We start from the raw sequence: 23,329 nt of genomic DNA, 5'->3' as shown, positions 1-23,329 counted from the left end.
ATTTAACTCTTATAGTGATTTCTAAACCACACTTTTTGCCATTCACGTTGCAATATCAAAAATGTGACTTGCTCAGATAATACTAGAGTATCACTACCGTCAAGTTGTTTTATTTTTTCTTCGGAAACATCTATGATATAAAGTAGGTTAAGATAGTCAGCAAATTTCTCTTGAATGAGTTTAAAAATAACTTCATGCAAAAGATATTTCATACTAGACGGTAAAATATCAACTTCAAAATCGAGGTCAATATTTGCCAGAAGAAAATCTTTATTTACTTGTATCACAAGGTTTTGATAGAGATTTAATGCTTCTGCCTTAGCTATTAAATCCTCAAAACTAACAGGCTGTTGCATTAGACATTTCGATTCATTAAACTATTCCCAAAAGCCCTTAGTGCTTCTTTATTGTCTTCGGAAACCTTAATAGATTCTAAAACAGAAAAAGCTTTATTGGTATAATGTTCAATTTCAGCTTTAGTTGCTTGAGCAGAACCACTAGATACAAATAATTGCTTAACAGTGTCTATTTTATCATTTGGATTAGAAGGACTAACACTATACAAATGTTCGAGTTGTAAACGATCTTCAGCGTTAGAAAACTCAAGAGCTTTAAGATAGAGATACGTTTTTTTATTTTCAATGATATCACCTCCAACTTGTTTTCCAAAGGTTTCTGGATCTCCAAAAACATCTAAATAATCATCTTGCAACTGAAAGGCAATGCCCAAGTTTTTTCCAAAATCATAAATAGAATTTCTACATTCTTCAGACGCATCGGCAACAATAGCACCCATTTTCATCGCTGCACCAACTAAAACGGCTGTTTTGTATTCAATCATTTTTAGATATTCAGAAATTGTCACATCATCACGCGTTTCAAAATCCACATCATATTGCTGCCCTTCACAAACTTCTAAAGCTGTTTTGCTAAATAATTTGGCTAAATCCTGAAATACCTTTGGCTCATAATTTTCAAATAAGCGATAAGCCATGATGAGCATCGCATCACCAGAAAGAATCCCTGTATTGATGTCCCATTTTTCATGAACGGTTATTTTTCCACGTCGCAATGGCGCATCATCCATAATATCATCATGTACAAGTGAAAAATTATGGAACACCTCAACACTAAGTGCGGCATGCAATGCTTTAGTATAATCGCAACCAAAAATTTCTGCAGTCATCAGGGTTAAAACAGGTCGTAAACGTTTACCACCAAGTTGCAATATGTAGTTGATTGGTTCATAGAGCGTTTCAGGTTTTTTTGGCTCAACAAAAGCGTTAAGATGCTCTATAAATGCGTCATGATAGAATTGAATATTTTGCATTGCACAAAAATAGTGCAAATCAATAAACCTATCGCAAGACTTTAACGCAATGTTAAAAAAACTTTAAAACTTTGGAAACTTTTTTTGTTTTTAAAGTTTCCTGCCATATCTTTGTCCCTGATTATGAGAGAAAAAATTATACATAAGTCGGTAGATTTGTTTTTAACCTTAGGGTTTAAAAGTGTTACAATGGATGATATTGCCAATGAAATGGGCATTTCAAAAAAAACCATCTACGTGCATTTCCCTAATAAAACTAAATTAGTAGAAGCCACGACGCTACATATTTTTGAAACCATTTCGCATGGTATTGACTGCATATGTGAATTAAAAAAGAACCCTATCGAAGAGGTTTATGACATCAAGCAGTTTATAATGGAGCATTTAAAAAATGAAAAAACCTCACCTCAATACCAGTTACAAAAATACTATCCCAAGATTTTTGCATCACTAAAATCAAAGCAATTTGAAGTCATGCAAGGTTGTGTTACCGAAAATTTAAAACGTGGGATGGAGTTAGGACTTTATAGAAAAGATTTAAATATTGATTTTATTTCCAGAATTTATTTCTATGGTATGGTGTCTCTTAAAGACCAAGAATTATTTCCATTAAAAACATTTTCTATGAATGCCTTGATGGAATATTATTTAGAATATCATTTAAGAGGCATTTGTACACCAAAAGGTCTTGAAACACTAACAGAATTATTAAACATCAATCAAAATTAGTATTACCAAATGAGAAAAACACTCATAGCATTAAGCATGATTATAACTTGTATGGGCTTTTCACAAGACAAGCCATCAAGCTTATCGCTTCAAGAAGCTATAGATTATGCTTTAGAAAACAATCGCACAGCACTTAATGCTGAACGCGATATTACAGCTGCCGAAAAACAAAAATGGGAAACCATTGCTACGGGCTTACCTCAAATTAATGCCAGTATTGATTATCAAAACTTTTTAAAACAACAGGTTCAGGTTATTCCTGCCGAATTTTTTGGTGGTCAACAAGGTGAATTTGCTGAAGTGGTTTTTGGCACCAAACAAAGCATGACTGCTTTTGCAACATTAAATCAGAAAATATTTGACGGTTCTTATATTGTCGGTTTGCAATCGGCTAAAGTATTTCTGGAAATTTCTAAAAATGCTAAAGTAAAAACAGATTTAGAAGTCAGAAAATCGGTTATAGAAGCCTACGGAAATGTGCTCTTAGCCGAAGAAAGTGTTACCATTTTAGAGCGTAACATTGAAGTCCTTGAAAAAAACCTCTTCGAGACGAATAAAATTTTTGAAAATGGTTTAGAGGAAGAAGAAAGCGTAGAGCAACTTAAAATCACATTGTCTGGAGTAAAAAGCAGTTTAAATAATACCAACAGACTTAAAACTTTGGCGTATCAGATGCTAAACATCACCTTAGGAATAGACGTCTATGATTCGCTAACACTTACCGATGATTTAGAAAGTTTAACCCAGCAAAACATGTCTCTTGACATTCTTGAAGCTGAAGCTAATCCAGAAAACACCATCGATTATCTAATTGCCGAAAATGACACCGAGTCTAAAGCCTTACTCTTGAAATTAGAAAAAAGCAAAGCCTTACCTACACTTGATGCCTTTATTAATGGTGGTTATTCTGCTTATAGTGATGAATTTAGTTTTGCCAAAAAAAGCCAGGATTGGTTTGGGTCTTCTTTAATTGGTGTAAGTTTAAACATTCCGATTTTTAGTTCAGGAATGAGAAGCGCATCAACCCAACGTGCTCAAATTAATTATGAAAAAGCTAAAACCGAATTAACCGAAACCGAACAACGCATAAAACTTCAGATTGCTTCAGCAAAAAGTGATTACCAATTTGCGATTGAAGATTATGAAAACAAAAAAGAAAATTTAGAACTAGCTGAACGTATCGAACAAAAAAATCAAACCAAATTCTTTGAAGGTATTGGGTCTAGTTTTGAGCTACGCCAGGCACAAACACAACTATACACAGCACAGCAGGAATTATTACAGGCGATGCTCGATGTCATCAACTCAAAAACTGCATTAGAAACTGCATTAAACAATATATCATTAAACTAATCAAGCATACATCAAAACATGAAAAATTTATATACAATCCTATTAGCCTCAATTCTTCTGGCCTCTTGCGGTGAACAAAAGAAGAATTCGGTAGAAAACGTTTTAGAAAGCAATAGCTTAGAAGTCATTCGTAAAAAACGTGGTGAATTAGTTAATGAGCAACAAACCATTAACGAACAAATTAAATTGTTAGATGAAAAAATCAAAACAATAGATACGACCAAACATGTACCGCTTATAACAACCTTCACAGCACAAACAGAAAAATTTGAGCACGTTTTAGAACTTCAGGGAAATGTCACTACTAAAAACCTCTTAGTTATTACTCCAGAGTATAACGGGATTTTAACTAAGGTGTATGTAAAAGAAGGACAGAAAGTAAATAAAGGACAACTACTTGCTAAAATTGACGATGGCGGCTTAAGTCAGCAATTAGCTCAATTACGTATTCAAACCGATTTAGCTAAAACCACTTACGAGCGTCAAAAGCGCCTTTGGGATCAAAATATTGGTAGTGAAATCCAGTTTTTACAAGCGAAATCAACCTACGAATCACAGCAAGAAGTGGTCAATCAATTACAACAACAAATCGCTAAAACTTCGGTAAGAGCGCCTTTTACAGGAACTATTGATGATGTGATTACTGAACAAGGAAGTGTTGTAGCTGCCGGACAAACACAATTGATGCGTATCGTAAATCTTGATGATATGTACATCGAGGTTGAAGTTCCTGAAAGTTATGTTTCTAATGTTACTAAAGGCAAAAAAGTTGAAGTTAACCTTCCAGTGTTAGGTAAAACTATAGACACAAAGATTCGTCAAGCCAGTGATTTTATCAATCCAGCTAACCGAACTTTCAAAGCAGAAATTGAAGTTCCAAATAAAGATAAAAACATAAAGCCTAATCTTACCGCACGATTAAAAATTAACGATTACACTAACGAGAATGCGATATTAATTCCGCAGAGTGTTATATCTGAAAATGCAGATGGTGAACAATATGTATACATCGTGACCGATAAAAATGAAAAAGGCATTGGTATTGCAAAACGTTTAATTATTGAAACAGGAAAAACGCAAGGTGATGTTATCGAAGTCTTAAATAATCTTGAACAAGGAGTTGAAATTATTAAAGAAGGAGCACGTAGTGTAAAAGACGGTCAATCGGTTGAAGTCATTAACTATAAAGAAGAAGGCAATGATGACAACTAAGAAAAAGAAAAATACGGATAAAGAGTTCGGGTTCTCATCGTGGGCCATAAACAACAAAACCACGATGTATGTGCTTATTGCTGTCTTTTTCTATCTGGGTGTTTCTGCATTTTTTAGCATGCCTAGAGAAAATTTCCCTGAAGTAAACGAAACTAAAATTTACGTAAGCACAGTATTTCCGGGAAATACAGCAGAAGATATTGAAAAACTCGTCACAGATCCTCTAGAAGACCAGCTGAAAACTGTAAGTAATGTTGTAGAAATCACCTCAACATCTCAAGAAGATTATTCGATGCTTATTGTAGAGTTTGATGAAAACATTACTGTTGATCAAGCCAAGCAAAAAGTAAAAGATGAGATAGACAGTGAAACTGCTGGTGAAGATTGGCCAACCTTTAATGGCGCTAAAGTTGAACCTGATGTTTTTGAGCTCAGCCTTTCGGAAGAGATGCCCATCTTAAACATTAATATTTCTGGAGATTATCCTGTTGAAAAACTTAAAGATTATGCTGAATACCTTCAAGATGAAATTGAAGATTTACAAGAAATCAAAAAAGCAGATATTAGAGGTGCCCAGGAAAAAGAAGTAGAAGTTGCCGTAGATATCTATAAAATGATGGCTGCAAAAGTCACGTTTAGCGATATACTTGGTGCCATCGGAAATGGGAATCTTACACAATCTGCCGGAAATTTAAAAGCGAGTGGTCAGCGTCGTACCATTAGAATTATTGGAGAAATTGAAACACCTTCTGAACTTGAAAATTTCGTCGTTAAATCTGAAAACGGTAATGCTACCTATCTTAAAGATGTGGCTTCTGTATCATTTAAAGAAGAAGACAAAACCACCTTTGCAAGAAAGTCTGGCGAACCTGTTGTTATGCTCGATGTCAAAAAACGTGCGGGAAAAAACATGGTGGCTGCTGCTGAGCAAATACAAGTTATCGTACAGGATGCAATAGATAATGAGTTTCCTCAAGATTTAGAGGTTTCAATCACTAACGACCAATCGTCTGTAACTATTGGGCAAGTTGATGACTTAGTCAATAATATCATTTTTGGTGTCATTCTCGTGGTAACCGTTTTAATGTTCTTCTTAGGATTTAAAAACGCTTTATTTGTCGGATTTGCGATCCCAATGTCCATGTTTATGTCACTCATGATATTGAGCCTCATTGGATATAGCTTAAATACCATGGTACTTTTTGGTCTCATTATGGGACTCGGAATGCTGGTAGACAATGGTATTGTGGTTGTTGAAAACGTCTATCGATTAATGGACGAAGAAGGCATGAGCCGTATTGAAGCTGCAAAGAAAGGTATTGGAGAAATTGCTTTCCCAATTATTATCTCAACCTTAACCACAGTTGCTGCCTTTGTACCATTAGGACTCTGGCCAGGCATCATGGGTGAGTTTATGAAAATTCTACCTATCACCTTATCCATTGTATTAGGCTCCTCATTATTTGTGGCTATATTCTTTAACTCTGTTTTGGTTTCACGATACATGACGATTGAAGATAAGGATATGCCTCTTAAACAAATTATTAGAATCACCATTATTGTTGCTGTTATTGGCTTGCTTATCCTATTATTTGGAGGTGCTTACAGAGGTTTAGGAACCATTATGATTTTTACAGCTATAATGCTTTGGGCTTATCGCTTTTTTATCAGAAAGTGGGCCAATAATTTTCAGAATAAATCTTTAGTAAAATTAGAGAATTGGTACGAACGTCAATTACGTCGCGCCTTGTCTAAAAAGCGTCCTTACATCTTAAGTATTGGTACGTTTTTATTACTTATTGCTGCGTTTATTGCCTTCGGAATTTCCTTAGGAACACAACGTACAAAAGTGGAATTTTTCCCAGACAACAAACCTAACCAGATTATTGTGTATATCGAATATCCACAAGGAACTGCGATTGAAAAAACCAATGCCATCACCAAACAAATTGAACAACGTGTTTACCAGGTTATCAACCAAAGTGAATACATGGATGGCGACAGAAACTTCTTAGTTGAAAGTGCCGTATCTCAAGTTGGTGAAGGTGCCGGAAATCCGCAAACCGATGGTGGCTCTTCTGCCGAAATGCCTCACAAAGCTAAGATTACGGCATCGATGCGAGAATATAAATACCGTCGTGGCAAAGACAGTGAATTACTTCGTCAGAAGGTACAAGAAGCCTTAGTTGGTATTTATCCTGGTGTTTTAATTTCTGTAGAGAAAAATGTTGACGGACCTCCTGCAGGTTCACCGATTAATATTGAAATTGAAGGTAATGACTATAACGAACTTATTGCCACTGCCGAGCAAATGCGTGAATTTATCAATTCAAAAAATGTTGCTGGTATTGACGAACTTAAAATAGATGTTAATAAAGACAAGCCAACCATGTTGGTTGAAATTGATCGAGAAAAAGCCGGTGAGTTAGGCGTTAGTGCGAAACAAATTGGTGACCAGCTGCGAAACTCTATTTTTGGTGCGAAAGCAGGCATTTATAAAGAAGATGGTGACGATTTTGATATCTATGTAAGATTCAATGAAGCTAATAGATATAACACCAGTGCTTTATTTAATCAAAACATCACCTTTAGAGATAATACAGGACAAATTAAAGAGATCCCTTTATCTGCGGTTGCAAAGCAGAAAAACAATTCTGGTTTTAGTGCTATCAAGCATAAAGACACGAGACGTGTCGTGACGGTTTACTCTGCATTAGCACCTGGATATACAGATGCTGGAGCGATTGTTGCTCAAATTCAGAATGAAATGAAAAGCTATGAAGGCTTGCCTGATGATATCAAAATAGATTATACAGGTCAAATTGAAGAACAGAATAAACAAATGGCATTTTTAATGGGTGCGTTTTTTACTGGTCTAGGATTGATTTTCTTCATTCTTATATTTCAGTTTAATTCGGTATCGAAGCCAACTATCATCATGCTTGCTATCTTTTTGAGTTTTATTGGTGTATTTGGTGGTATTGTGATCTCTGGTAGTGCCTTTGTAATTATGATGACTATGGTGGGCATTATTTCGCTCGCCGGAATTGTAGTAAATAACGGTGTAGTCCTTCTGGATTATGCGCAACTTTTAATAGACCGTAAGAAAAATGAATTAGACCTAGATGAAGATGCTTACTTATCTAAAGACGATCTTTTTGAAAGTATCGTCAAAGCTGGAAAAGCACGTTTAAGACCTGTGTTACTTACTGCTATTACCACTATTTTAGGGTTAATTCCTTTAGCGATTGGTTTAAATATCAATTTCTTTACATTATTTGCCGATTTCAATCCTAACATTTATATGGGAGGTGACAATGTAGTGTTCTGGGGACCTTTAGCTTGGACTGTCATCTACGGATTACTCATAGCCACCTTCTTAACCTTAATTGTGGTGCCTATTTTATTTTATCTAGTGACACGTTTAAAAATGTGGATGAGAAGTAAAAACACCTCAGCAGAAGTAATTCCACTGACTGAGCAAGACACAAATAACGACTAAAAATTGAATTTCAATTTTAACAATATACTTTGATTTTATATTAAAGTATGAGAAACCTTTTAGGGAATTAGAAAAGGTTTGATTAATAGCGAAAAGAGCCTCGACAATTGTTGAGGCTTTTTTATTTAATACTCAGTAAACTTCATTAAATTTGCACGATTAAAATTTCGATATGTACAGAAGTCATAATTGTGGTGAATTAAGAGCATCACACATCAATACAGAAGTTACCCTTGCAGGTTGGGTTCAAAAATCAAGAGATAAAGGGTTTATCGTTTGGGTCGATTTACGCGATCGATACGGCATTACACAATTGGTCTTTGATGAAGAACGCACCTCTAAAGACATGATGAAACAAGCTCAGGACTTAGGCCGTGAGTTCGTCATTCAGGTCAAAGGAAACGTCATCGAACGTGCTTCCAAAAACCCTAATATGCCTACAGGTGATATTGAAATCTTGGTTTCAGAATTAAACATATTGAACGAAGCGCAGTTACCTCCATTTACTATTGAAGACGATACTGATGGTGGTGAAGAATTACGAATGAAATACCGCTACTTGGATATTCGTCGTAATCCTGTAAAAAATAGCTTGATTTTTAGACATAAAGTAACTCAAGAAGTCAGAAACTATTTATCTAAAGAAGGATTTATTGAAGTTGAAACACCTTACTTAATCAAATCAACACCTGAAGGAGCTCGTGATTTTGTAGTGCCTTCTCGTATGAATGAAGGTCAGTTTTATGCACTTCCACAATCACCTCAAACTTTCAAGCAACTATTAATGGTTGGAGGAATGGACAAATACTTTCAGATTGTAAAATGCTTTAGAGATGAAGATTTACGTGCCGACAGACAACCTGAATTTACTCAGATTGACTGCGAAATGGCCTTTATAGAACAGGAAGATATTTTAAACGCTTTTGAAGGATTAACACGTCATTTATTAAAAGAAGTTAATGGTGTAGAGGTTGAAAAATTTCCACGAATGCTTTATGATGATGCCATGCGTCTCTATGGAAATGACAAGCCAGACATTCGCTTCGGAATGGAATTTGGCGAATTAAACGCTGTCGCTCAACATAAAGATTTTAACGTCTTCAATTCAGCCGAATTAGTGGTTGGAATTTCAGTTCCTGGTGGAAACTCTTATACTAGAAAAGAGATTGATAAACTCATTGATTGGGTCAAGCGTCCGCAAGTTGGCGCTTTAGGAATGGTGTACTGTAGATGCAATGACGACGGAACTTATAAGTCTTCCGTAGATAAATTCTACGACCAGGACGATTTAGCAAAATGGGCTGAAGTGACTGGTGCAAAATCAGGGGATTTAATCTGTGTACTTTCAGGAGCTACGAACAAAGTTAGAGCGCAATTGAGTGCTTTACGTATGGAATTAGCTGAACGTCTAGGATTAAGAGACCCTAAGACATTCGCGCCACTTTGGGTTATGGATTTCCCGCTTTTAGAATGGGACGAAGACACCGAACGCTACCATGCGATGCACCATCCGTTTACCTCTCCAAAACCTGGACAAATAGAATTATTAAAAACCGATCCTGGAGCTGTAAAAGCGAATGCTTACGATTTAGTGCTTAACGGAAATGAAATTGGAGGTGGTTCAATTCGTATTCATGATAAAGAAACACAAGCCTTAATGTTTGATTACTTAGGTTTTACTCCTGAAGAAGCTAAAGCGCAATTCGGATTCTTAATGGATGCCTTCCAATATGGTGCGCCTCCTCATGGTGGACTCGCTTTTGGATTAGATCGACTGGTAGCTATTCTTGGCGGACAAGAGACCATTCGCGATTTTATTGCGTTTCCAAAAAATAATAATGGTCGAGATGTCATGATTGATGCACCTGCTCCAATTGATCAGGAGCAATTGACAGAGTTGAGTTTAAAACTTAACTTAAAATCATAAATTTTTTTGTCATGCTGAACTTGGTTCAGCATCTCATAATTTTAGATTAATAATTTAAGTTAAGTTTACATCTTTGCTTAGGCTTCTGTGTATTTTGACAGGATTTTTTAGTAGATTTAATCTATGCCAACCCAAAACCTCATAAAGCGTTTACTCATTTTGCGGTATAAATACATCTCGCAAAAAAACTTTGTGTTTCTACTGGCAATTCTTATTGGCTTACTTTCGGGATTAGTTTCGGTAACCATTAAAAATATCACCTATGGTATTGAATGGATACTTTCAAAAGGTATTATCAATTCTTATAAAGGTATTTATTTTATTCTACCAGTTATCGGATTGTGGCTGGTTTACTTATTTGTGAAATACGTCTCCAAACAAAAGGTAGAACATGCTATTCCAAGCATCCTATTTTCATTATCAAAAAAAGACGGACTCCTCAAGCGAAGCAAAATGTATTTGCCTTTAATTACAGCGCCTTTAACAGCTGGTTTTGGAGGTTCGGTTGGTTTACTTGGTCCAGCAATTGCTTCGGCTTCTGCTGTAAGCTCTAATATTGGCCAATTATTTCACGTCGACAGAAAAACAAGAACTCTATTAATTGGCTGTGCTGCAGCTGGTGCTATTGCGTCTATTTTTCAGTCGCCTATTGCTGCTATTATTTTTGCCGTAGAAGTGTTTAGTCTCGATCTGACTTTCGCTTCCTTATTACCATTATTAATCGCTTCAGTGTCTTCGGTATTAACCTCTTATTTTTTCCTCGGAAATGGGGTATTGTTCAATTATAATGTGGCAACACCTTTTGCATTAAAAGACACCATGTTTTTGATTATTTTAGGTATTGGAACCGGAATCGCTTCCATCTATTTCTCTAAAATATACTTTGCCGTTTATAAGTTTTTTGAACGGTTTAAAACCAACGGACAAAAACTTATTGTTGGAGGTTTGGCCATTGGTGTGATGCTGTATTTTATTCCGCCATTGTATGGTGAAGGTTTCGGATTTATAAATGACCTTCTGGACGGCAATCACTTGCACGCATTAGGTAAAACGCCTTTTGATGACTATCTCGATAATATTTGGGTAGTCATAGCATTACTCATAGGAATTACTGTTTTTAAAGCTGTTGCCATGACAACGACCTTTGCTGCTGGTGGTGCTGGTGGAATTATCATACCAACGATGGTGATGGGTAGCGCCTTAGGAAATGTAGTCGCAAAAATCATCAATAATATCGGTTTAGGGTTTCAGGTATCTGAATCTAATTTTACGCTTTTAGGTATGGCTGGACTTATTGCAGGTGTACTTCATGCACCTTTAACTGCTATTTTCTTAATTGCAGAAATTACGGGAGGTTATCAATTGTTTGTCCCTTTAATGATTACCGTTTCAATGTCGTTTATTATTACTAAAAATGCCGTCGATCATACCATTTATACAAAAGAACTCGCCGAAAAAGGAGCTTTGTTAACACACAATAAAGATCAGTCAGTTTTAACATTGATGAAATTAGATAGTGTTATTGAGCAAGACTTTACCATCCTTAATCCCGATATGTCACTTGGTGATATGCTACATCAAGGTGTTGCTAAATCAAGTCGGAATTTATTTCCTGTTGTAGATGAAAACCAGCACCTTGTTGGTATCATCTTACTCGATGATATTAGAACTGTTATGTTTGACCAGTCGCTTTATACGACAACTTCAGTAGAAACCTTTATGCATAGTCCACCAGAACATATTCATTACGAAACAGATTCTATGAAAGTAGTGATGAAAAAATTTCAGGATACAGGAGCTTGGAATCTACCAGTAATAAAACATAAAAAATATTACGGTTTTGTTTCAAAGTCTAAATTGCTAACAGCTTATCGACGTGAGTTGATTAATTTTACATCATAAAACTAGAATTGAAACAATAAATGAAATATATTACTCTTATCGCTTTAATCGCATCACTTGCTAGTATTATCTGTGGTTATGTATTAGACGTACCATACTCACAAAAACTTATAGGCTTTGGCGTTATCGGACTTTTTGTTGTTGTATTTCCGTTATTTGGGTATCAACGCTGGAAACATAAAGACATAAAAGATTATATGTTAACCCAAGAAAACCTTGATAAGATGCGAGAAAATCAGAAAAACAAAACCAACTAAACCCTATACAAAAACGAGACATTAACTCAATGATTGCAGAAATTATTACAAAAATTTTCTTTTTAATAGCCGTAATTGATCCTCTTGGCTCAGTTCCTGTATATTTAGAAGCCACAAAACAGTTAGATCTAAGACATAAGAAAAAGGTAGCGATTAGAGCCTCAGTTATCGCATTTCTCATTCTGTTATTTTTTATAGTAGTTGGACAGCTAATTCTTGAAGGCATGGAAGTAACTTTAGATGCCTTTCAAATTTCTGGTGGTGTTATATTATTTTTATTTGCCTTAACAATGATTTTTGGAGAAGGTAAACCAGAGTCAGAAAAACATTTAATTAATAATTATAAAGACGTTACTATTTTCCCTGTAGCTATTCCGTCGATAGCATCTCCTGGAGCTATAATGGCAGTTGTTTTATTAACCGATAATAATATTTACACTATCGAACAGCAAGCTATAACTACAGGATTAGTTTTAATTGTAGTTAGTATTACAATGTTAATTTTACTTGCTGCTAATTTGATTCAAAAGCGAATCGGAGAATATGGAATTACCGTAATTAGTAAAGTGATGGGATTGATATTGGCAGCCTATGCCGTTCAAAGTATTTTAACAGGTTTAAAAGACTTTTTCATCGTGTTAAAATAAAAGATTTTAAAATTAATTATGCATATGTTTTCACCAGGCAGTATTTTATTTATGCTGCGTTATGATAACAGGATGAACAATAAATGAACCTGTTATAATTTAAACCTAAACGTTTTATATTTTTAAACTATTAAGTATCAAATATTTAAAAAATTACGATTATTTAACACATGGCATCATTTTATGCCGTACATTTGTAGCTTAATTAATATATTTTTTTACAATGACTGGAACAGTTAAATTTTTCAATGATTCAAAAGGATTTGGATTCATTACCAACGACGAAACAGGAAAAGACATTTTCGTACACGTATCAAACCTTAATGGTGTTGAGTTACGTGAAGGCGATAGTGTAGAGTACAACGAAGAAGAAGGAAGAAAAGGGATGGTTGCCGCTAACGTGCAAGTTCTCTAAGAGATATACTTTATTACAGTTTCAACGTCTAGCGAAAGTTAGACGTTTTTTTTGTGCGTTACTCTCCTCACTGAAAGCTTCAGAGAGTCAGGCTCTCGGTAGTCGCTCTTTTCAAGGAGCTCCAACAATACCTCCATCCTTAACGCAAATTAAGTCTTAATTCAAATTACGTCTTTCAATAAAAAAGCGTTTTAATAACGCAGAAGATTCTTCAGCCAAAACACCTCCAACCATTTTAGTCTTTGGATGCAACTTCGTTTCTAATGCAATACAACCACGCTCTTTGTCTCTGGCACCATATACAATTTTAGAAATCTGACTCCAATACAAAGCACCTGCACACATTTGACAAGGTTCTAAAGTCACATATAAAGTACAATTCGTCAGATATTTTCCTCCAAGAAAATTAGCTGCTGCAGTAATTGCCTGCATTTCAGCATGTGCTGTGACATCATTTAAAAGCTCGGTTAAATTATGGGCTCTTGCAATAATACGATCGTTTATAACCACAATGGCTCCAACAGGAATTTCTCCTTTTTCAAAAGCATCTTCAGCTTCTAATAAAGCTTTTTTCATGTAATAGGTGTCGTCAAAAGGATTTTCCATAGCTGTAAAAATACAATTCTAAATGATTTCAACACAAACATGGCAAGACATTTGATGCTATTCTAAAAATCACTCAACGATGAAACCTCGCTATTCTATTACTATCCCAAAACCCTGTCACGAAAACTGGTCTACAATGACACCTAACGACAAAGGACGCTTTTGCCAATCCTGCTCAAAAACAGTTGTCGATTTTACCCAAATGGATACTAATGATATCCAAGAGTTTATTCATAAAAATAAACACCAACGTATTTGCGGACATATCAAACAGAAACAATTGGACACCTTCAATTTACAGATTTCAGAAACGGTATTCGAACAACAATTAACTTTTCATAAACTATTCCTGTTGGCTTTATTATTAGCCATGGGAACAACGCTATTCAATTGTTCTGATGACAAAGGGCAATCAAAAAAAATAGAACGTGTTGAAATTGTTAAACACATCATCGACTCATCTCAACTCAAAGCCTCTACAAAAAAAGATAGCATTATAATACAAAACAAACCACCTCATTGTCCTCCTCCTGAAATCGTGACTATGGGAGATATCGCCATTGTAGATGGCCTGATAATCGTTGAAGAAGTTGATCCAAATGCGCCAATGTCGTGGCATGCCGTGGATGAAAAACCGAATTTCGTAGACGCTCCAAAGCAGCAATCAGATCAAGAAATTAAAACTTATTTCAACAAAAGATTAGGTGATATTGTAAAACAAAATTTTGATACACATATTGCTTCAAACCTAGGCTTATCAGGACGGCAACGCATTTATATTCAGTTTAATATAAGTAAAGAAGGCATAGTTAAACATCTAAAAATCAGGTCTCCTCATCCAAAATTAGAGGAAGAGACTAGGCGTGTAGTTGATCTATTTCCGAAGTTTAAACCCGCAAAACATAAAGGTCAGGCAGTTGATTTAATTTTTAATTTGCCTATCTCCTTTGATATCGAAGACTAATTAATTCTCGTATTTTTGTGTGGTGCAAAAACGACTGTTAGACCATATCGATTTCCCTTCAGATTTAAAACTTTTAAATCCAGACCAGTTACCTCAACTCGCTAAAGAGTTACGTGAGTTTATTATTGACATTGTGGCAACCAAAGAAGGGCATCTTGGTGCAAGTCTTGGTGTTGTTGAACTTACAATAGCCTTACATTACGTATTTAATACACCCAAAGATCAATTGATATGGGATGTAGGACATCAAGCTTATGGTCACAAAATTTTAACAGGAAGAAAGGACATCTTTCATACCAACAGACAACACGATGGCATTAGCGGATTTCCTAAGCGAGATGAAAGTATCTATGATACTTTTGGCGTCGGACACTCCTCTACTTCAATTTCGGCGGCTTTAGGAATGGCCATTGCATCTCAATTAAAAGGTGAACATAGGCATCATATTGCTGTCATTGGAGATGCGTCTATCGCTAGTGGAATGGCATTTGAAGGTCTTAATCATGCTGGTGTTACCAAGGCAAATTTATTAGTGATTTTAAATGATAATGCTATTGGAATTGACCCAAGTGTTGGCGCTTTAAAGCAATATTTAACTAATGTTAAAAAAGGGAAAGAACGACAAGACAATATTTTTGAGGCCTTAAATTTCGACTATTCTGGTCCAATAGATGGTCATGATTTACCGGAATTAATTTCAGAATTGGAACGTTTAAAATCGGTTAAAGGGCCTAAATTTCTTCATGTCATTACCACAAAAGGAAAAGGTTTAAAGCAAGCCGAAGACGATCAGGTAAAATATCATGCACCAGGAAAATTTGATTCGGTTACAGGAGACCTCCTTCCAAAGTCAACCATCGAACAGGCTCCTAAGTTTCAGGATGTATTTGGGCATACTATTGTTGAGCTTGCAAAACACAACACATCTATTGTTGGGATCACGCCTGCAATGCCTACCGGAAGTTCATTAAAATATATGATGGAACAAATTCCAGAACGAGCTTTTGATGTTGGTATTGCCGAGCAGCATGCGGTCACTTTAGCCGCCGGAATGACAACTCAAGGCTTAACTGTGTTTTGTAATATCTATTCCACATTTTTACAACGTGCTTATGATCAGGTGATACATGATGTAGCCCTTCAAAATCTGCCAGTAATTTTCTGTTTAGACCGTTCGGGTTTGGTTGGTGAAGATGGCGCAACGCATCATGGTATTTATGATTTGGCATATTTAAGATGCATCCCTAACATGATTATTTTTGCGCCTCGAAATGAAGTCGAATTACGCAACATAATGTTTACCGCTCAAAATGGTTTAGAACATCCTATCGCCATTCGCTATCCTAGAGGTCGTGGTCATACAATAAACTGGAAGCAACCTTTTTCTGAAATTGAAATAGGCAAAGGTATACAGCTAAAAAAAGGAAGTACTATTGCTGTTTTATCTGTTGGCTCTATATCTCATAACGTAGCAGAAGCCATCGACATGAGTAAGACTAACAGTATGATATCACATTATGATATGCGTTTTGTTAAACCATTAGACCATAAATTATTACATCACATTTTTAAAACTTATAAGGAGATTATAACGATTGAAGACGGTGTATTAATAGGAGGGTTTGGCAGTTCAATTTTAGAATTTGCTTCTAAAAACAACTATACTGTTCCAGTGAAAACTCTTGGAATACCTGATACATTTATCGAACATGCCTCTATAAAACAACAACATCAATCGGTTAAGATTGATGCTGAAAATTTAAGTATTTTATTTCGTTCTACTGCTCTTCGTCAGTCGTAGCAATATCAGGTTGTTGATTATCTAAATCATATACCTCAACATTGTTAATTTGCGTTTCAGGGTTACCATTACTTGTAATATCATCTAACATTAATAAAAATGCAAGAGTTACAAAAAAAATGACTGCGGCTCCAAGAATATTCTTTTTCATCTGTGTAGGTTTAAAAGATTAGGTTAAACAAATATAGTCATTTATCGTTTAAACACAAATTTAATCGATGAAATGCATGCGATAAAAAATAGCTCACCATGAGCTACCTACTTTAGATGAATCAAATATCTCACTTATTTACTTGAGTTTTTTTCAGTATCTAAATAATTATCAACACTTATATTAACAAAACGCCAATACTTGATACTTATTTTTGCTAATTCGCTAAATTACAAGTGATTTCCTTTTAATTTTTGATACGTAAGCATAGCGTTACTATCTGACATTTTTGAAATATAAAAGCAAACAGATACCAAACAATCATAAACATTGTCTTTCGTCAAGTCGACATGACTTTCAATAGATTTTAAAATAAGTTTGTCAAAATTAGACAGTTCTCCTTTTAAATTGTTGACAACCGCTTTTGAAAAAACGCTCAAAAGCTCATCTATGACCTTATAACCAACAATTTCTTTATCTAAAACTTCGGCAGATTGATATACATTAGATATACTAAGTTTAATAATATCGTTTATTTGAGCTTCATAGGTACTGTAATCCATTAATGCTTTTGAAAACTCGCCCGATAGAATACGTTCTTCATGAGTCATAAATAGCTCAACTGCCTCATTAATTAAAGTATTAATCGCTAAAGAGCGTAAATAGCTTAAACGGTCTTGAGTACTTAAAAGTGCATTATACGTTTTAGTTTGTATAGAATCTCTGACTAGATTTATGAGATATTCTAATGCATATTCTTCTTGAATAAGTCCTAAGTTAATACCATCTTCAAAATCAATAATAGTATAGCATATATCATCAGCTGCTTCAACCAAATACACTAATGGGTGACGACAGTAACTAATACTGTCATCGTTTCCTCTTTTCACCAAACCTAACTCATTAGCAACATCTTGAAACAGAGCTTTGTCTTTTTGAAAAAAACCATACTTTTTATCGGCTATATGTTGTGTTGGTTTCTTTGGGAGTGATTCTTTAGGGTATTTTGTAAAAGCGCCTAAAGTAGCATAACTTAATCTTAAACCTCCTATACGACCTTGTCGGCTTTCGGTTAATATTTTAAATCCGTTAGCATTACCTTCAAAGCTACAAAGGTCTTCATATTCCTTTTTGGTTAATTGATCTTCAAAATAGCGTCCATCACCAGTTTTAAAAAATTCACCTATGGCTTTTTCACCAGAGTGACCAAAAGGCGGATTTCCAATATCGTGTGCTAAAGCAGCAGCTGCAACAATAGCACCAAAATCATTAATCTGATAGCCGTGAACATCTCTTAAATGTGGATGTTTTTCTAAAAGTTTTTGTCCTACACGTCTTCCAAGAGAACGACCAACCACACTAACTTCTAAACTATGTGTTAATCGTGTATGTACAAAATCGGTTTTGGATAGCGGAACCACTTGAGTTTTGTCCTGAAGGCTTCTAAATTCAGAAGAAAAAATAATACGATCATAGTCAACTTCAAACCCTAATCGTGTTTCATCTTGTTCTTTTCTTAAGCGTTTGTGAGTGTCTCCAAATCGTTTTAAGGAGAGTAATTGTTCCCAATTCATAGCTGTGATTTAAGCAACAGCAAGATAACTATTTCAATGTTAATTTAATGTTTACTACTCATAAAAATAAGTAACATTCCGTAACACTGAATTAACAGTTTTATGATTTAGGTTTAATGTGGTCTTAACTTAAACTTTACATAATGACATCATCTTTGCACAATTACTAAACGAACATAAAAATATTTAAAAAAAATATCATGAAAAAATTAGTATTATCAGCATTAATCACTTCATCTTTAGTATTTACTGGATGTTTCAAAGATGACGACACACCAATTATAATTGAAGAAACTACAATTATCAATAATAATGATGGTGGTGGAAATGGTGAAGATTGTCCGACAGTTTCTGTAACAGGAGCTATTATTGAAAACACAACCTGGACTAACGATAATATTTATCAGTTAAACCAAAAAGTTGTAGTAGATAATGGAGCGACATTAACTATTGAAGCCGGAACTATTATTAAAGGAACACCTGGAACTGGTTCTTTAGCTTCAGCATTAATCATTGCTAGAGGTTCTAAAATTAACGCTGTAGGAACAGCTACATCACCTATTATCTTTACATCAACTAGTGACAATATCGCTTGTGGTGAAACTGCTGGAACTAATTTAGATGAAAATGACAGAGGTCTTTGGGGAGGATTATTAGTATTAGGTAATGCACCTTGTTCATTCTCTGGTGATATTACTGAAGCACAAATTGAAGGTATACCTGCTGATGATACTTTTGGATTATACGGAGGAACTGATGCAGCAGATAACTCTGGAGTATTGTCTTACATCTCTATTCGTCATGGTGGTGCTTTAATTGGAGAAGGTAACGAAATTAACGGATTAACACTTGGTGGTGTTGGAACTGGAACAATTATCAATAACATTGAGGTTGTTGCCAACGTTGATGACGGTATTGAGTTTTTCGGAGGAACTGTTGACGCTTCTAACTTATTAGTTTGGGCTCAAGGAGATGATGCTTTAGACATCGATCAGGCTTATTCTGGTACAATCAGCAATGCAGTAGTAGTATTAGGAGATTTCTCTGATCATGCTTTTGAAATCGATGGCCCAGAAGGTTCTGCTACTGGTTCATTTACATTATTAAATGCAACAATTATTGGTAACACCGTTACAGAAAATGGTGAATATGCTGATTATAGAAGTGGTGCTACAGGTACAACAAACAATGTTTACGCTTACGGATTTAAAGCATCTTCTGATGTTGAATTAGATAACGATGGTGTTGCTACAAACTACAATAATGGTGACTTAATATTTGGAACTTGGGAAATCGTATTACCATCAGGTGTAACTGATGTAAACAGCATTTTTGTAAATAAAGCCGAAACAGTAACAGTTACTGGGTTTGGATCTACTGCATCTGCAGTAACTCAAGGTTCAAATACAGTTGGAGCTACTACTTCTGAGTTAGCTTGGACATACTCTAACACTGCTGGTGGCTTAGGTTTCTAATTGAAACCCTATGTTAACCCACAGTGTTTATTAAGTCAAGAAAACTCTAACAGAATATAAACTACTACTCGTTAACTACTTTTTAACGAGTAGTATGGTTTAGATAATTAACTAATTATGGAAAAAAAAATAGTCTCACTCCTACTGCTTTTACTAGTATGTGTTGGTTTTGCTAATGCTCAAAAAGGTACAGTCGCAGGAAATGTTATAGATGGTGAGTTTGTTGAACCTATGGCTTTTGCCAACATTTTAATAAAAGGCACAACCACTGGAACTACATCTGATTTTGATGGTAAATACGAGTTAGAATTAGATCCAGGCACGTACACCATCATATTTTCGTTTGTAGGATATAATACACAAGAAATTAGTGATGTTGTAATTAAAGCTGGTGAAGTCACTAATTTAGATGTCACTTTAGAAACCAATTCACTTGACACCATCATCTTAACGACTAGTGTAAAACGAAATACAGAAAGTGCTGTATTGAATATGCAAAAGAAATCTGCAGTCGTTATGGATGGATTATCTGCTCAATCTATAAAAAGCTCTGGAGCGAGTAATCTTGCAAGCGCTGTTAAAAGTGTTCCTGGTGTGTCTATTGAAGGCGGAAAATATGTCTATGTTCGTGGATTGGGAGACCGATACACAAAATCTATTTTAAATGGTATTGATATTCCTGGTCTTGATCCAGACCGAAATACAATTCAAATGGATTTATTTCCTACAAACATCTTAGATAACGTTATTGTTCTGAAATCGGCTTCTGCCGAATATCCTGCAGATTTTACAGGAGGAATTGTTGACATTGTAACTAAAGATTTCCCAACAAAACCAGAATATACAATTTCATTAGGCACAGGATACAATCCTGATATGCACTTTAATGATAAATATTTAACCTATACAGGAAGTGACACTGACTTCTTAGGATTTGACGATGGTACCAGAAATTTACCGATTAACAGATACCAACCTATTCCAGGAACTTTTGAAAACAGATTACTGTTAACATCATTAACCGATAGATTTCAAAAGGAACTTCAAGCGAAACAAGAGACAAGTGGAATGAACTTCGATTTAGGTTTTACATTAGGCAACCAATATGAAGTTGGTGATAACAAAATAGGATACCAAGCTTCATTTTCATATAAAAACGAAACCACATTTTATGAAAATAGAAATGATGGTGCTTATGTAAAAAACTTTAATGATGCTTCTGAAAAAGAATTAAACTCTGTTTTAGACTCCAGAGGTTCTGAAGGGATCAATAACGTGATTGTAAATGGAATGCTTGGCCTTACTTACAAGACAGACAAAGCTAAGTATAAAGCAAATGTATTACACATTCAAAATGGAGAATCTACTGCTGGTTTTTTTGAGCAAAACATCTCTCAAGATGGTGTAGGTGGTGGTATTGAGCCTTTAATTAAAAACTCATTAACGTATACCGAACGCTCTATTACCAACATATTGTTTAGTGGTCAACACCGATTAAGTAATGATGAAAACGCGTTTAATTTAGAGTGGAAATTATCACCAACATTTTCTAAAGTGATGGATAAAGCTCACCGAATCACTCCGTTTCAGGAATCTGGAGAAGGTCAGTTTTTTGTGAGCCCTTCTGCTTCGACATTCCCAATTCAACTTTGGAGAAATTTAATTGAAGAAAACTGGGCTGGAAAAGTAGATTTTGACAAAACAGTAGAAATGTTCGGAAAACCTGCAAAAATTAAATTTGGTGGTGCTTATACTTACAAGTTTAGAGATTTTAGTATTGATGATTATACCTTCAATATTCAAGGTGATGATGCATTTATCGCTGATGGTAATGCAGATAACTTACTCGCTTCTGAAAACCTCTGGAATCCAACATCAGATTCAGGAACTTACTTAGTTTTTGGTGATCAGTTTAACGCCATTGATTCTTATGAAGGTGAACAGAATATTGGAGCTACATATGTTTCAGCAGAATTTAATGTATCCGAAAAATTAAAATCTGTTTTAGGAGTTCGTACTGAGTTCTTTACTTCATTTTACACGGGACAAAACAATGAAAGGAATTTTGACCGAGAATTGATTTTAGATGAATTTGACATATTTCCGTCAGCAAACTTAATTTATGCGGTTACAGATAATTCGAACATAAGATCATCTTATTCGCGTACAACAGCAAGACCTTCGTTTAAAGAATCGTCAACAGCTCGAATCTTTGACCCTATTACAAACAGACTTTTTATTGGTGAACCTGATTTAGTACCAACTTATGTCAATAACTTTGATTTGCGATATGAGCGCTTTGGTGAAGACGGACAAATGTTTGCTATTAGTGGGTTTTACAAAGATTTTAAAGATCCTATCGAACAGTCATTTTTCTTACAAGCACCAACACAATTAACCGTTGCTAACTTAGGTAATGCTAAAGTTTATGGTGCTGAATTTGAACTAAGACAACGTTTAGGTTTTATTTCTGAAGGTTTAAGAAATTTAAAATTTACCACAAATATCTCGATCACCAAATCAGAATTAACGATGTCTGAGGATGAATTCACAAGTCGTCAACTGGCAGCAAGAGATGGTGAAACTATTGAAAGAGAACGTGACCTGCAAGGTCAGGCTCCTTATGTGATTAACTTTGGATTTGATTACAATAATTCTGATATAGGATTACAAACAGGATTGTTCTACAATGTACAAGGTGAAACACTTCAGGTTGTTGGTATTGGTCTTGTACCAGATGTTTACACACAACCGTTTAACAGTTTAAATTTCACATTAAATAAAGCATTTGGTGAAGACAAAAAATCTGCAATAGATTTTAAAATCACAAATATTCTAAACAGTAAAAGAGAAAGTGATTTTGAATCATTTGGTGCGCAAAACCAAATATATTCTTTAAGAGAACCAGGAACAGAAATTTCTCTTGGATACTCTTATAAATTTTAAAGTTAGTTTAAGTTTAGTCAAAAAAAATCCCAACCAAATGGTTGGGATTTTTTTTCTTAAAATTTTATTTCTTTTAGTTACTTATTGCAACTTGTACTTTGTCTGTCCATTCACTTACACTAGCGATTTTAGAGTCAACATAATCTACTTCTTTAAGTTTGTTATTTGACCAAAATAGCCATTTACCCACTTTTTTTCCGTTAACGTAATTTCCAACCATTACTTTATCTCCGTCAAGGTTGTAACTCGTCCAAATACCGTGAAGCTGACCTTCCTCGTTAAATGTTCCTTGTTGTTCTATTGCACCATTATCATAATAATAAGTAGCTACTGTTAAGTCTCCATCTTTATTGACATCAACTTTTTTTGCTTCCTGAGCGAATGCTAATGTCACACTAAACATTAATAAAATTGCGAATATCTTTTTCATCTTGAATTTGGGATAATGATTAATAATTACATAACAAATATATATAAAAGTTTACACTATTCAAACATTTACGTAACATTAAATTAACATTAAACTCTTAAAATACTG

Annotated in this window: 19 protein-coding genes; 13 read left to right on the top strand and 6 right to left on the bottom strand. The window is 34.9% G+C overall.

Annotation, left to right across the window (positions count from 1 at the left end; all coding sequences use genetic code 11):
- Nucleotides 1-2 precede the first annotated feature (2 nt).
- Nucleotides 3-356 carry a hypothetical protein gene (locus H7350_RS05230; protein WP_204344801.1) on the bottom strand — a complete coding sequence of 118 codons (354 nt, stop codon included), beginning with the start codon at nucleotides 354-356 and terminating at the stop codon, nucleotides 3-5.
- Entirely contained in the window at nucleotides 356-1,330 is a 975-nt protein-coding gene (locus tag H7350_RS05225; RefSeq protein ID WP_204344800.1) for a polyprenyl synthetase family protein, read from the bottom strand. The genes H7350_RS05230 and H7350_RS05225 overlap by 1 nt, the downstream gene beginning before the upstream one ends.
- Nucleotides 1,331-1,453: 123 nt before the next feature.
- On the opposite strand from H7350_RS05225, the gene H7350_RS05220 reads away from it, so the two are divergent.
- The 9 genes from H7350_RS05220 to H7350_RS05180 all read left to right on the top strand — a co-directional run bounded on the left by H7350_RS05220 (nucleotide 1,454) and on the right by H7350_RS05180 (nucleotide 13,274).
- Nucleotides 1,454-2,059: a TetR/AcrR family transcriptional regulator gene (locus tag H7350_RS05220; protein ID WP_204344799.1), complete on the top strand. Its 606-nt coding sequence runs from the start codon at nucleotides 1,454-1,456 to the stop codon at nucleotides 2,057-2,059.
- A 9-nt stretch (nucleotides 2,060-2,068) separates the two neighbouring features.
- Entirely contained in the window at nucleotides 2,069-3,412 is a 1,344-nt protein-coding gene (locus H7350_RS05215; RefSeq protein ID WP_204344798.1) for a TolC family protein, read from the top strand.
- Nucleotides 3,413-3,430: 18 nt separating this feature from the next.
- Nucleotides 3,431-4,624, top strand: a complete 1,194-nt coding sequence (locus tag H7350_RS05210; protein WP_204344797.1) for an efflux RND transporter periplasmic adaptor subunit — start codon at nucleotides 3,431-3,433, stop codon at nucleotides 4,622-4,624.
- A complete protein-coding gene (locus H7350_RS05205) occupies nucleotides 4,614-8,126 on the top strand; it encodes an efflux RND transporter permease subunit (protein WP_204344962.1) in 3,513 nt (1,170 codons plus the stop codon). The genes H7350_RS05210 and H7350_RS05205 overlap by 11 nt, the downstream gene beginning before the upstream one ends.
- 172 nt (nucleotides 8,127-8,298) lie before the next feature.
- On the top strand, nucleotides 8,299-10,053 hold the full coding sequence (aspS, locus tag H7350_RS05200) for an aspartate--tRNA ligase (protein ID WP_204344796.1): 1,755 nt from the start codon (nucleotides 8,299-8,301) through the stop codon (nucleotides 10,051-10,053).
- A gap of 123 nt (nucleotides 10,054-10,176) precedes the next feature.
- Nucleotides 10,177-11,955 (top strand): chloride channel protein, encoded by a 1,779-nt coding sequence (locus tag H7350_RS05195; protein ID WP_204344795.1) that lies wholly within the window; start codon nucleotides 10,177-10,179, stop codon nucleotides 11,953-11,955.
- 20 nt (nucleotides 11,956-11,975) lie between these two features.
- Nucleotides 11,976-12,212 carry a hypothetical protein gene (locus H7350_RS05190; RefSeq protein ID WP_204344794.1) on the top strand — a complete coding sequence of 79 codons (237 nt, stop codon included), beginning with the start codon at nucleotides 11,976-11,978 and terminating at the stop codon, nucleotides 12,210-12,212.
- Nucleotides 12,213-12,244: 32 nt separating this feature from the next.
- A complete protein-coding gene (locus tag H7350_RS05185) occupies nucleotides 12,245-12,859 on the top strand; it encodes a MarC family protein (RefSeq protein WP_204344961.1) in 615 nt (204 codons plus the stop codon).
- A 223-nt stretch (nucleotides 12,860-13,082) separates the two neighbouring features.
- Complete coding sequence (locus tag H7350_RS05180) at nucleotides 13,083-13,274, top strand: cold-shock protein (RefSeq protein WP_040252334.1); 192 nt, start codon at nucleotides 13,083-13,085, stop codon at nucleotides 13,272-13,274.
- A gap of 156 nt (nucleotides 13,275-13,430) precedes the next feature.
- On the opposite strand, the gene H7350_RS05175 is transcribed toward H7350_RS05180, so the two are convergent.
- Nucleotides 13,431-13,880, bottom strand: a complete 450-nt coding sequence (locus H7350_RS05175; protein WP_204344793.1) for a nucleoside deaminase — start codon at nucleotides 13,878-13,880, stop codon at nucleotides 13,431-13,433.
- A gap of 79 nt (nucleotides 13,881-13,959) precedes the next feature.
- Between H7350_RS05175 and H7350_RS05170 the strand changes: the two genes are divergently transcribed.
- Entirely contained in the window at nucleotides 13,960-14,844 is an 885-nt protein-coding gene (locus H7350_RS05170; RefSeq protein WP_204344792.1) for an energy transducer TonB, read from the top strand.
- A 22-nt stretch (nucleotides 14,845-14,866) separates the two neighbouring features.
- Nucleotides 14,867-16,645 (top strand): 1-deoxy-D-xylulose-5-phosphate synthase, encoded by a 1,779-nt coding sequence (gene dxs, locus H7350_RS05165; RefSeq protein ID WP_204344791.1) that lies wholly within the window; start codon nucleotides 14,867-14,869, stop codon nucleotides 16,643-16,645.
- Here dxs and H7350_RS05160 read toward each other — a convergent pair.
- Nucleotides 16,623-16,796, bottom strand: a complete 174-nt coding sequence (locus H7350_RS05160; protein WP_204344790.1) for a hypothetical protein — start codon at nucleotides 16,794-16,796, stop codon at nucleotides 16,623-16,625. The genes dxs and H7350_RS05160 overlap by 23 nt on opposite strands.
- A 230-nt stretch (nucleotides 16,797-17,026) precedes the next feature.
- Nucleotides 17,027-18,370: a deoxyguanosinetriphosphate triphosphohydrolase gene (locus H7350_RS05155; protein ID WP_204344789.1), complete on the bottom strand. Its 1,344-nt coding sequence runs from the start codon at nucleotides 18,368-18,370 to the stop codon at nucleotides 17,027-17,029.
- 200 nt (nucleotides 18,371-18,570) lie between these two features.
- Between H7350_RS05155 and H7350_RS05150 the strand changes: the two genes are divergently transcribed.
- Both H7350_RS05150 and H7350_RS05145 read left to right on the top strand, forming a co-directional pair.
- Complete coding sequence (locus tag H7350_RS05150; RefSeq protein ID WP_204344788.1) at nucleotides 18,571-19,845, top strand: hypothetical protein; 1,275 nt, start codon at nucleotides 18,571-18,573, stop codon at nucleotides 19,843-19,845.
- Between the two features lie 117 nt (nucleotides 19,846-19,962).
- Nucleotides 19,963-22,791 (top strand): TonB-dependent receptor, encoded by a 2,829-nt coding sequence (locus H7350_RS05145; RefSeq protein ID WP_204344787.1) that lies wholly within the window; start codon nucleotides 19,963-19,965, stop codon nucleotides 22,789-22,791.
- A gap of 73 nt (nucleotides 22,792-22,864) precedes the next feature.
- Here the strand turns inward: H7350_RS05145 and H7350_RS05140 are convergent, their stop codons facing one another.
- Nucleotides 22,865-23,221 (bottom strand): toxin-antitoxin system YwqK family antitoxin, encoded by a 357-nt coding sequence (locus H7350_RS05140; RefSeq protein ID WP_204344786.1) that lies wholly within the window; start codon nucleotides 23,219-23,221, stop codon nucleotides 22,865-22,867.
- Between the last annotated feature and the right edge of the window lie 108 nt (nucleotides 23,222-23,329).

This window comes from Psychroserpens algicola, assembly GCF_014526325.1.
In the GTDB taxonomy this organism is placed as follows: domain Bacteria; phylum Bacteroidota; class Bacteroidia; order Flavobacteriales; family Flavobacteriaceae; genus Psychroserpens; species Psychroserpens algicola.
Note: the sequence above shows the minus strand (reverse complement) of the source record. Positions and strands in the feature narration are given on the sequence as shown.

Bases quoted from the DNA above. Each gene is read 5' to 3' on its own strand.
- H7350_RS05230 (WP_204344801.1), bottom strand. From the start codon at position 356: ATGCAACAGCCTGTTAGTTTTGAGGATTTAATAGCTAAGGCAGAAGCA.
- H7350_RS05225 (WP_204344800.1), bottom strand. From the start codon at position 1,330: ATGCAAAATATTCAATTCTATCATGACGCATTTATAGAGCATCTTAAC.
- H7350_RS05220 (WP_204344799.1), top strand. From the start codon at position 1,454: ATGAGAGAAAAAATTATACATAAGTCGGTAGATTTGTTTTTAACCTTA.
- H7350_RS05215 (WP_204344798.1), top strand. From the start codon at position 2,069: ATGAGAAAAACACTCATAGCATTAAGCATGATTATAACTTGTATGGGC.
- H7350_RS05210 (WP_204344797.1), top strand. From the start codon at position 3,431: ATGAAAAATTTATATACAATCCTATTAGCCTCAATTCTTCTGGCCTCT.
- H7350_RS05205 (WP_204344962.1), top strand. From the start codon at position 4,614: ATGACAACTAAGAAAAAGAAAAATACGGATAAAGAGTTCGGGTTCTCA.
- aspS (WP_204344796.1), top strand. From the start codon at position 8,299: ATGTACAGAAGTCATAATTGTGGTGAATTAAGAGCATCACACATCAAT.
- H7350_RS05195 (WP_204344795.1), top strand. From the start codon at position 10,177: ATGCCAACCCAAAACCTCATAAAGCGTTTACTCATTTTGCGGTATAAA.
- H7350_RS05190 (WP_204344794.1), top strand. From the start codon at position 11,976: ATGAAATATATTACTCTTATCGCTTTAATCGCATCACTTGCTAGTATT.
- H7350_RS05180 (WP_040252334.1), top strand. From the start codon at position 13,083: ATGACTGGAACAGTTAAATTTTTCAATGATTCAAAAGGATTTGGATTC.
- H7350_RS05175 (WP_204344793.1), bottom strand. From the start codon at position 13,880: ATGGAAAATCCTTTTGACGACACCTATTACATGAAAAAAGCTTTATTA.
- H7350_RS05170 (WP_204344792.1), top strand. From the start codon at position 13,960: ATGAAACCTCGCTATTCTATTACTATCCCAAAACCCTGTCACGAAAAC.
- H7350_RS05160 (WP_204344790.1), bottom strand. From the start codon at position 16,796: ATGAAAAAGAATATTCTTGGAGCCGCAGTCATTTTTTTTGTAACTCTT.
- H7350_RS05155 (WP_204344789.1), bottom strand. From the start codon at position 18,370: ATGAATTGGGAACAATTACTCTCCTTAAAACGATTTGGAGACACTCAC.
- H7350_RS05150 (WP_204344788.1), top strand. From the start codon at position 18,571: ATGAAAAAATTAGTATTATCAGCATTAATCACTTCATCTTTAGTATTT.
- H7350_RS05145 (WP_204344787.1), top strand. From the start codon at position 19,963: ATGGAAAAAAAAATAGTCTCACTCCTACTGCTTTTACTAGTATGTGTT.
- H7350_RS05140 (WP_204344786.1), bottom strand. From the start codon at position 23,221: ATGAAAAAGATATTCGCAATTTTATTAATGTTTAGTGTGACATTAGCA.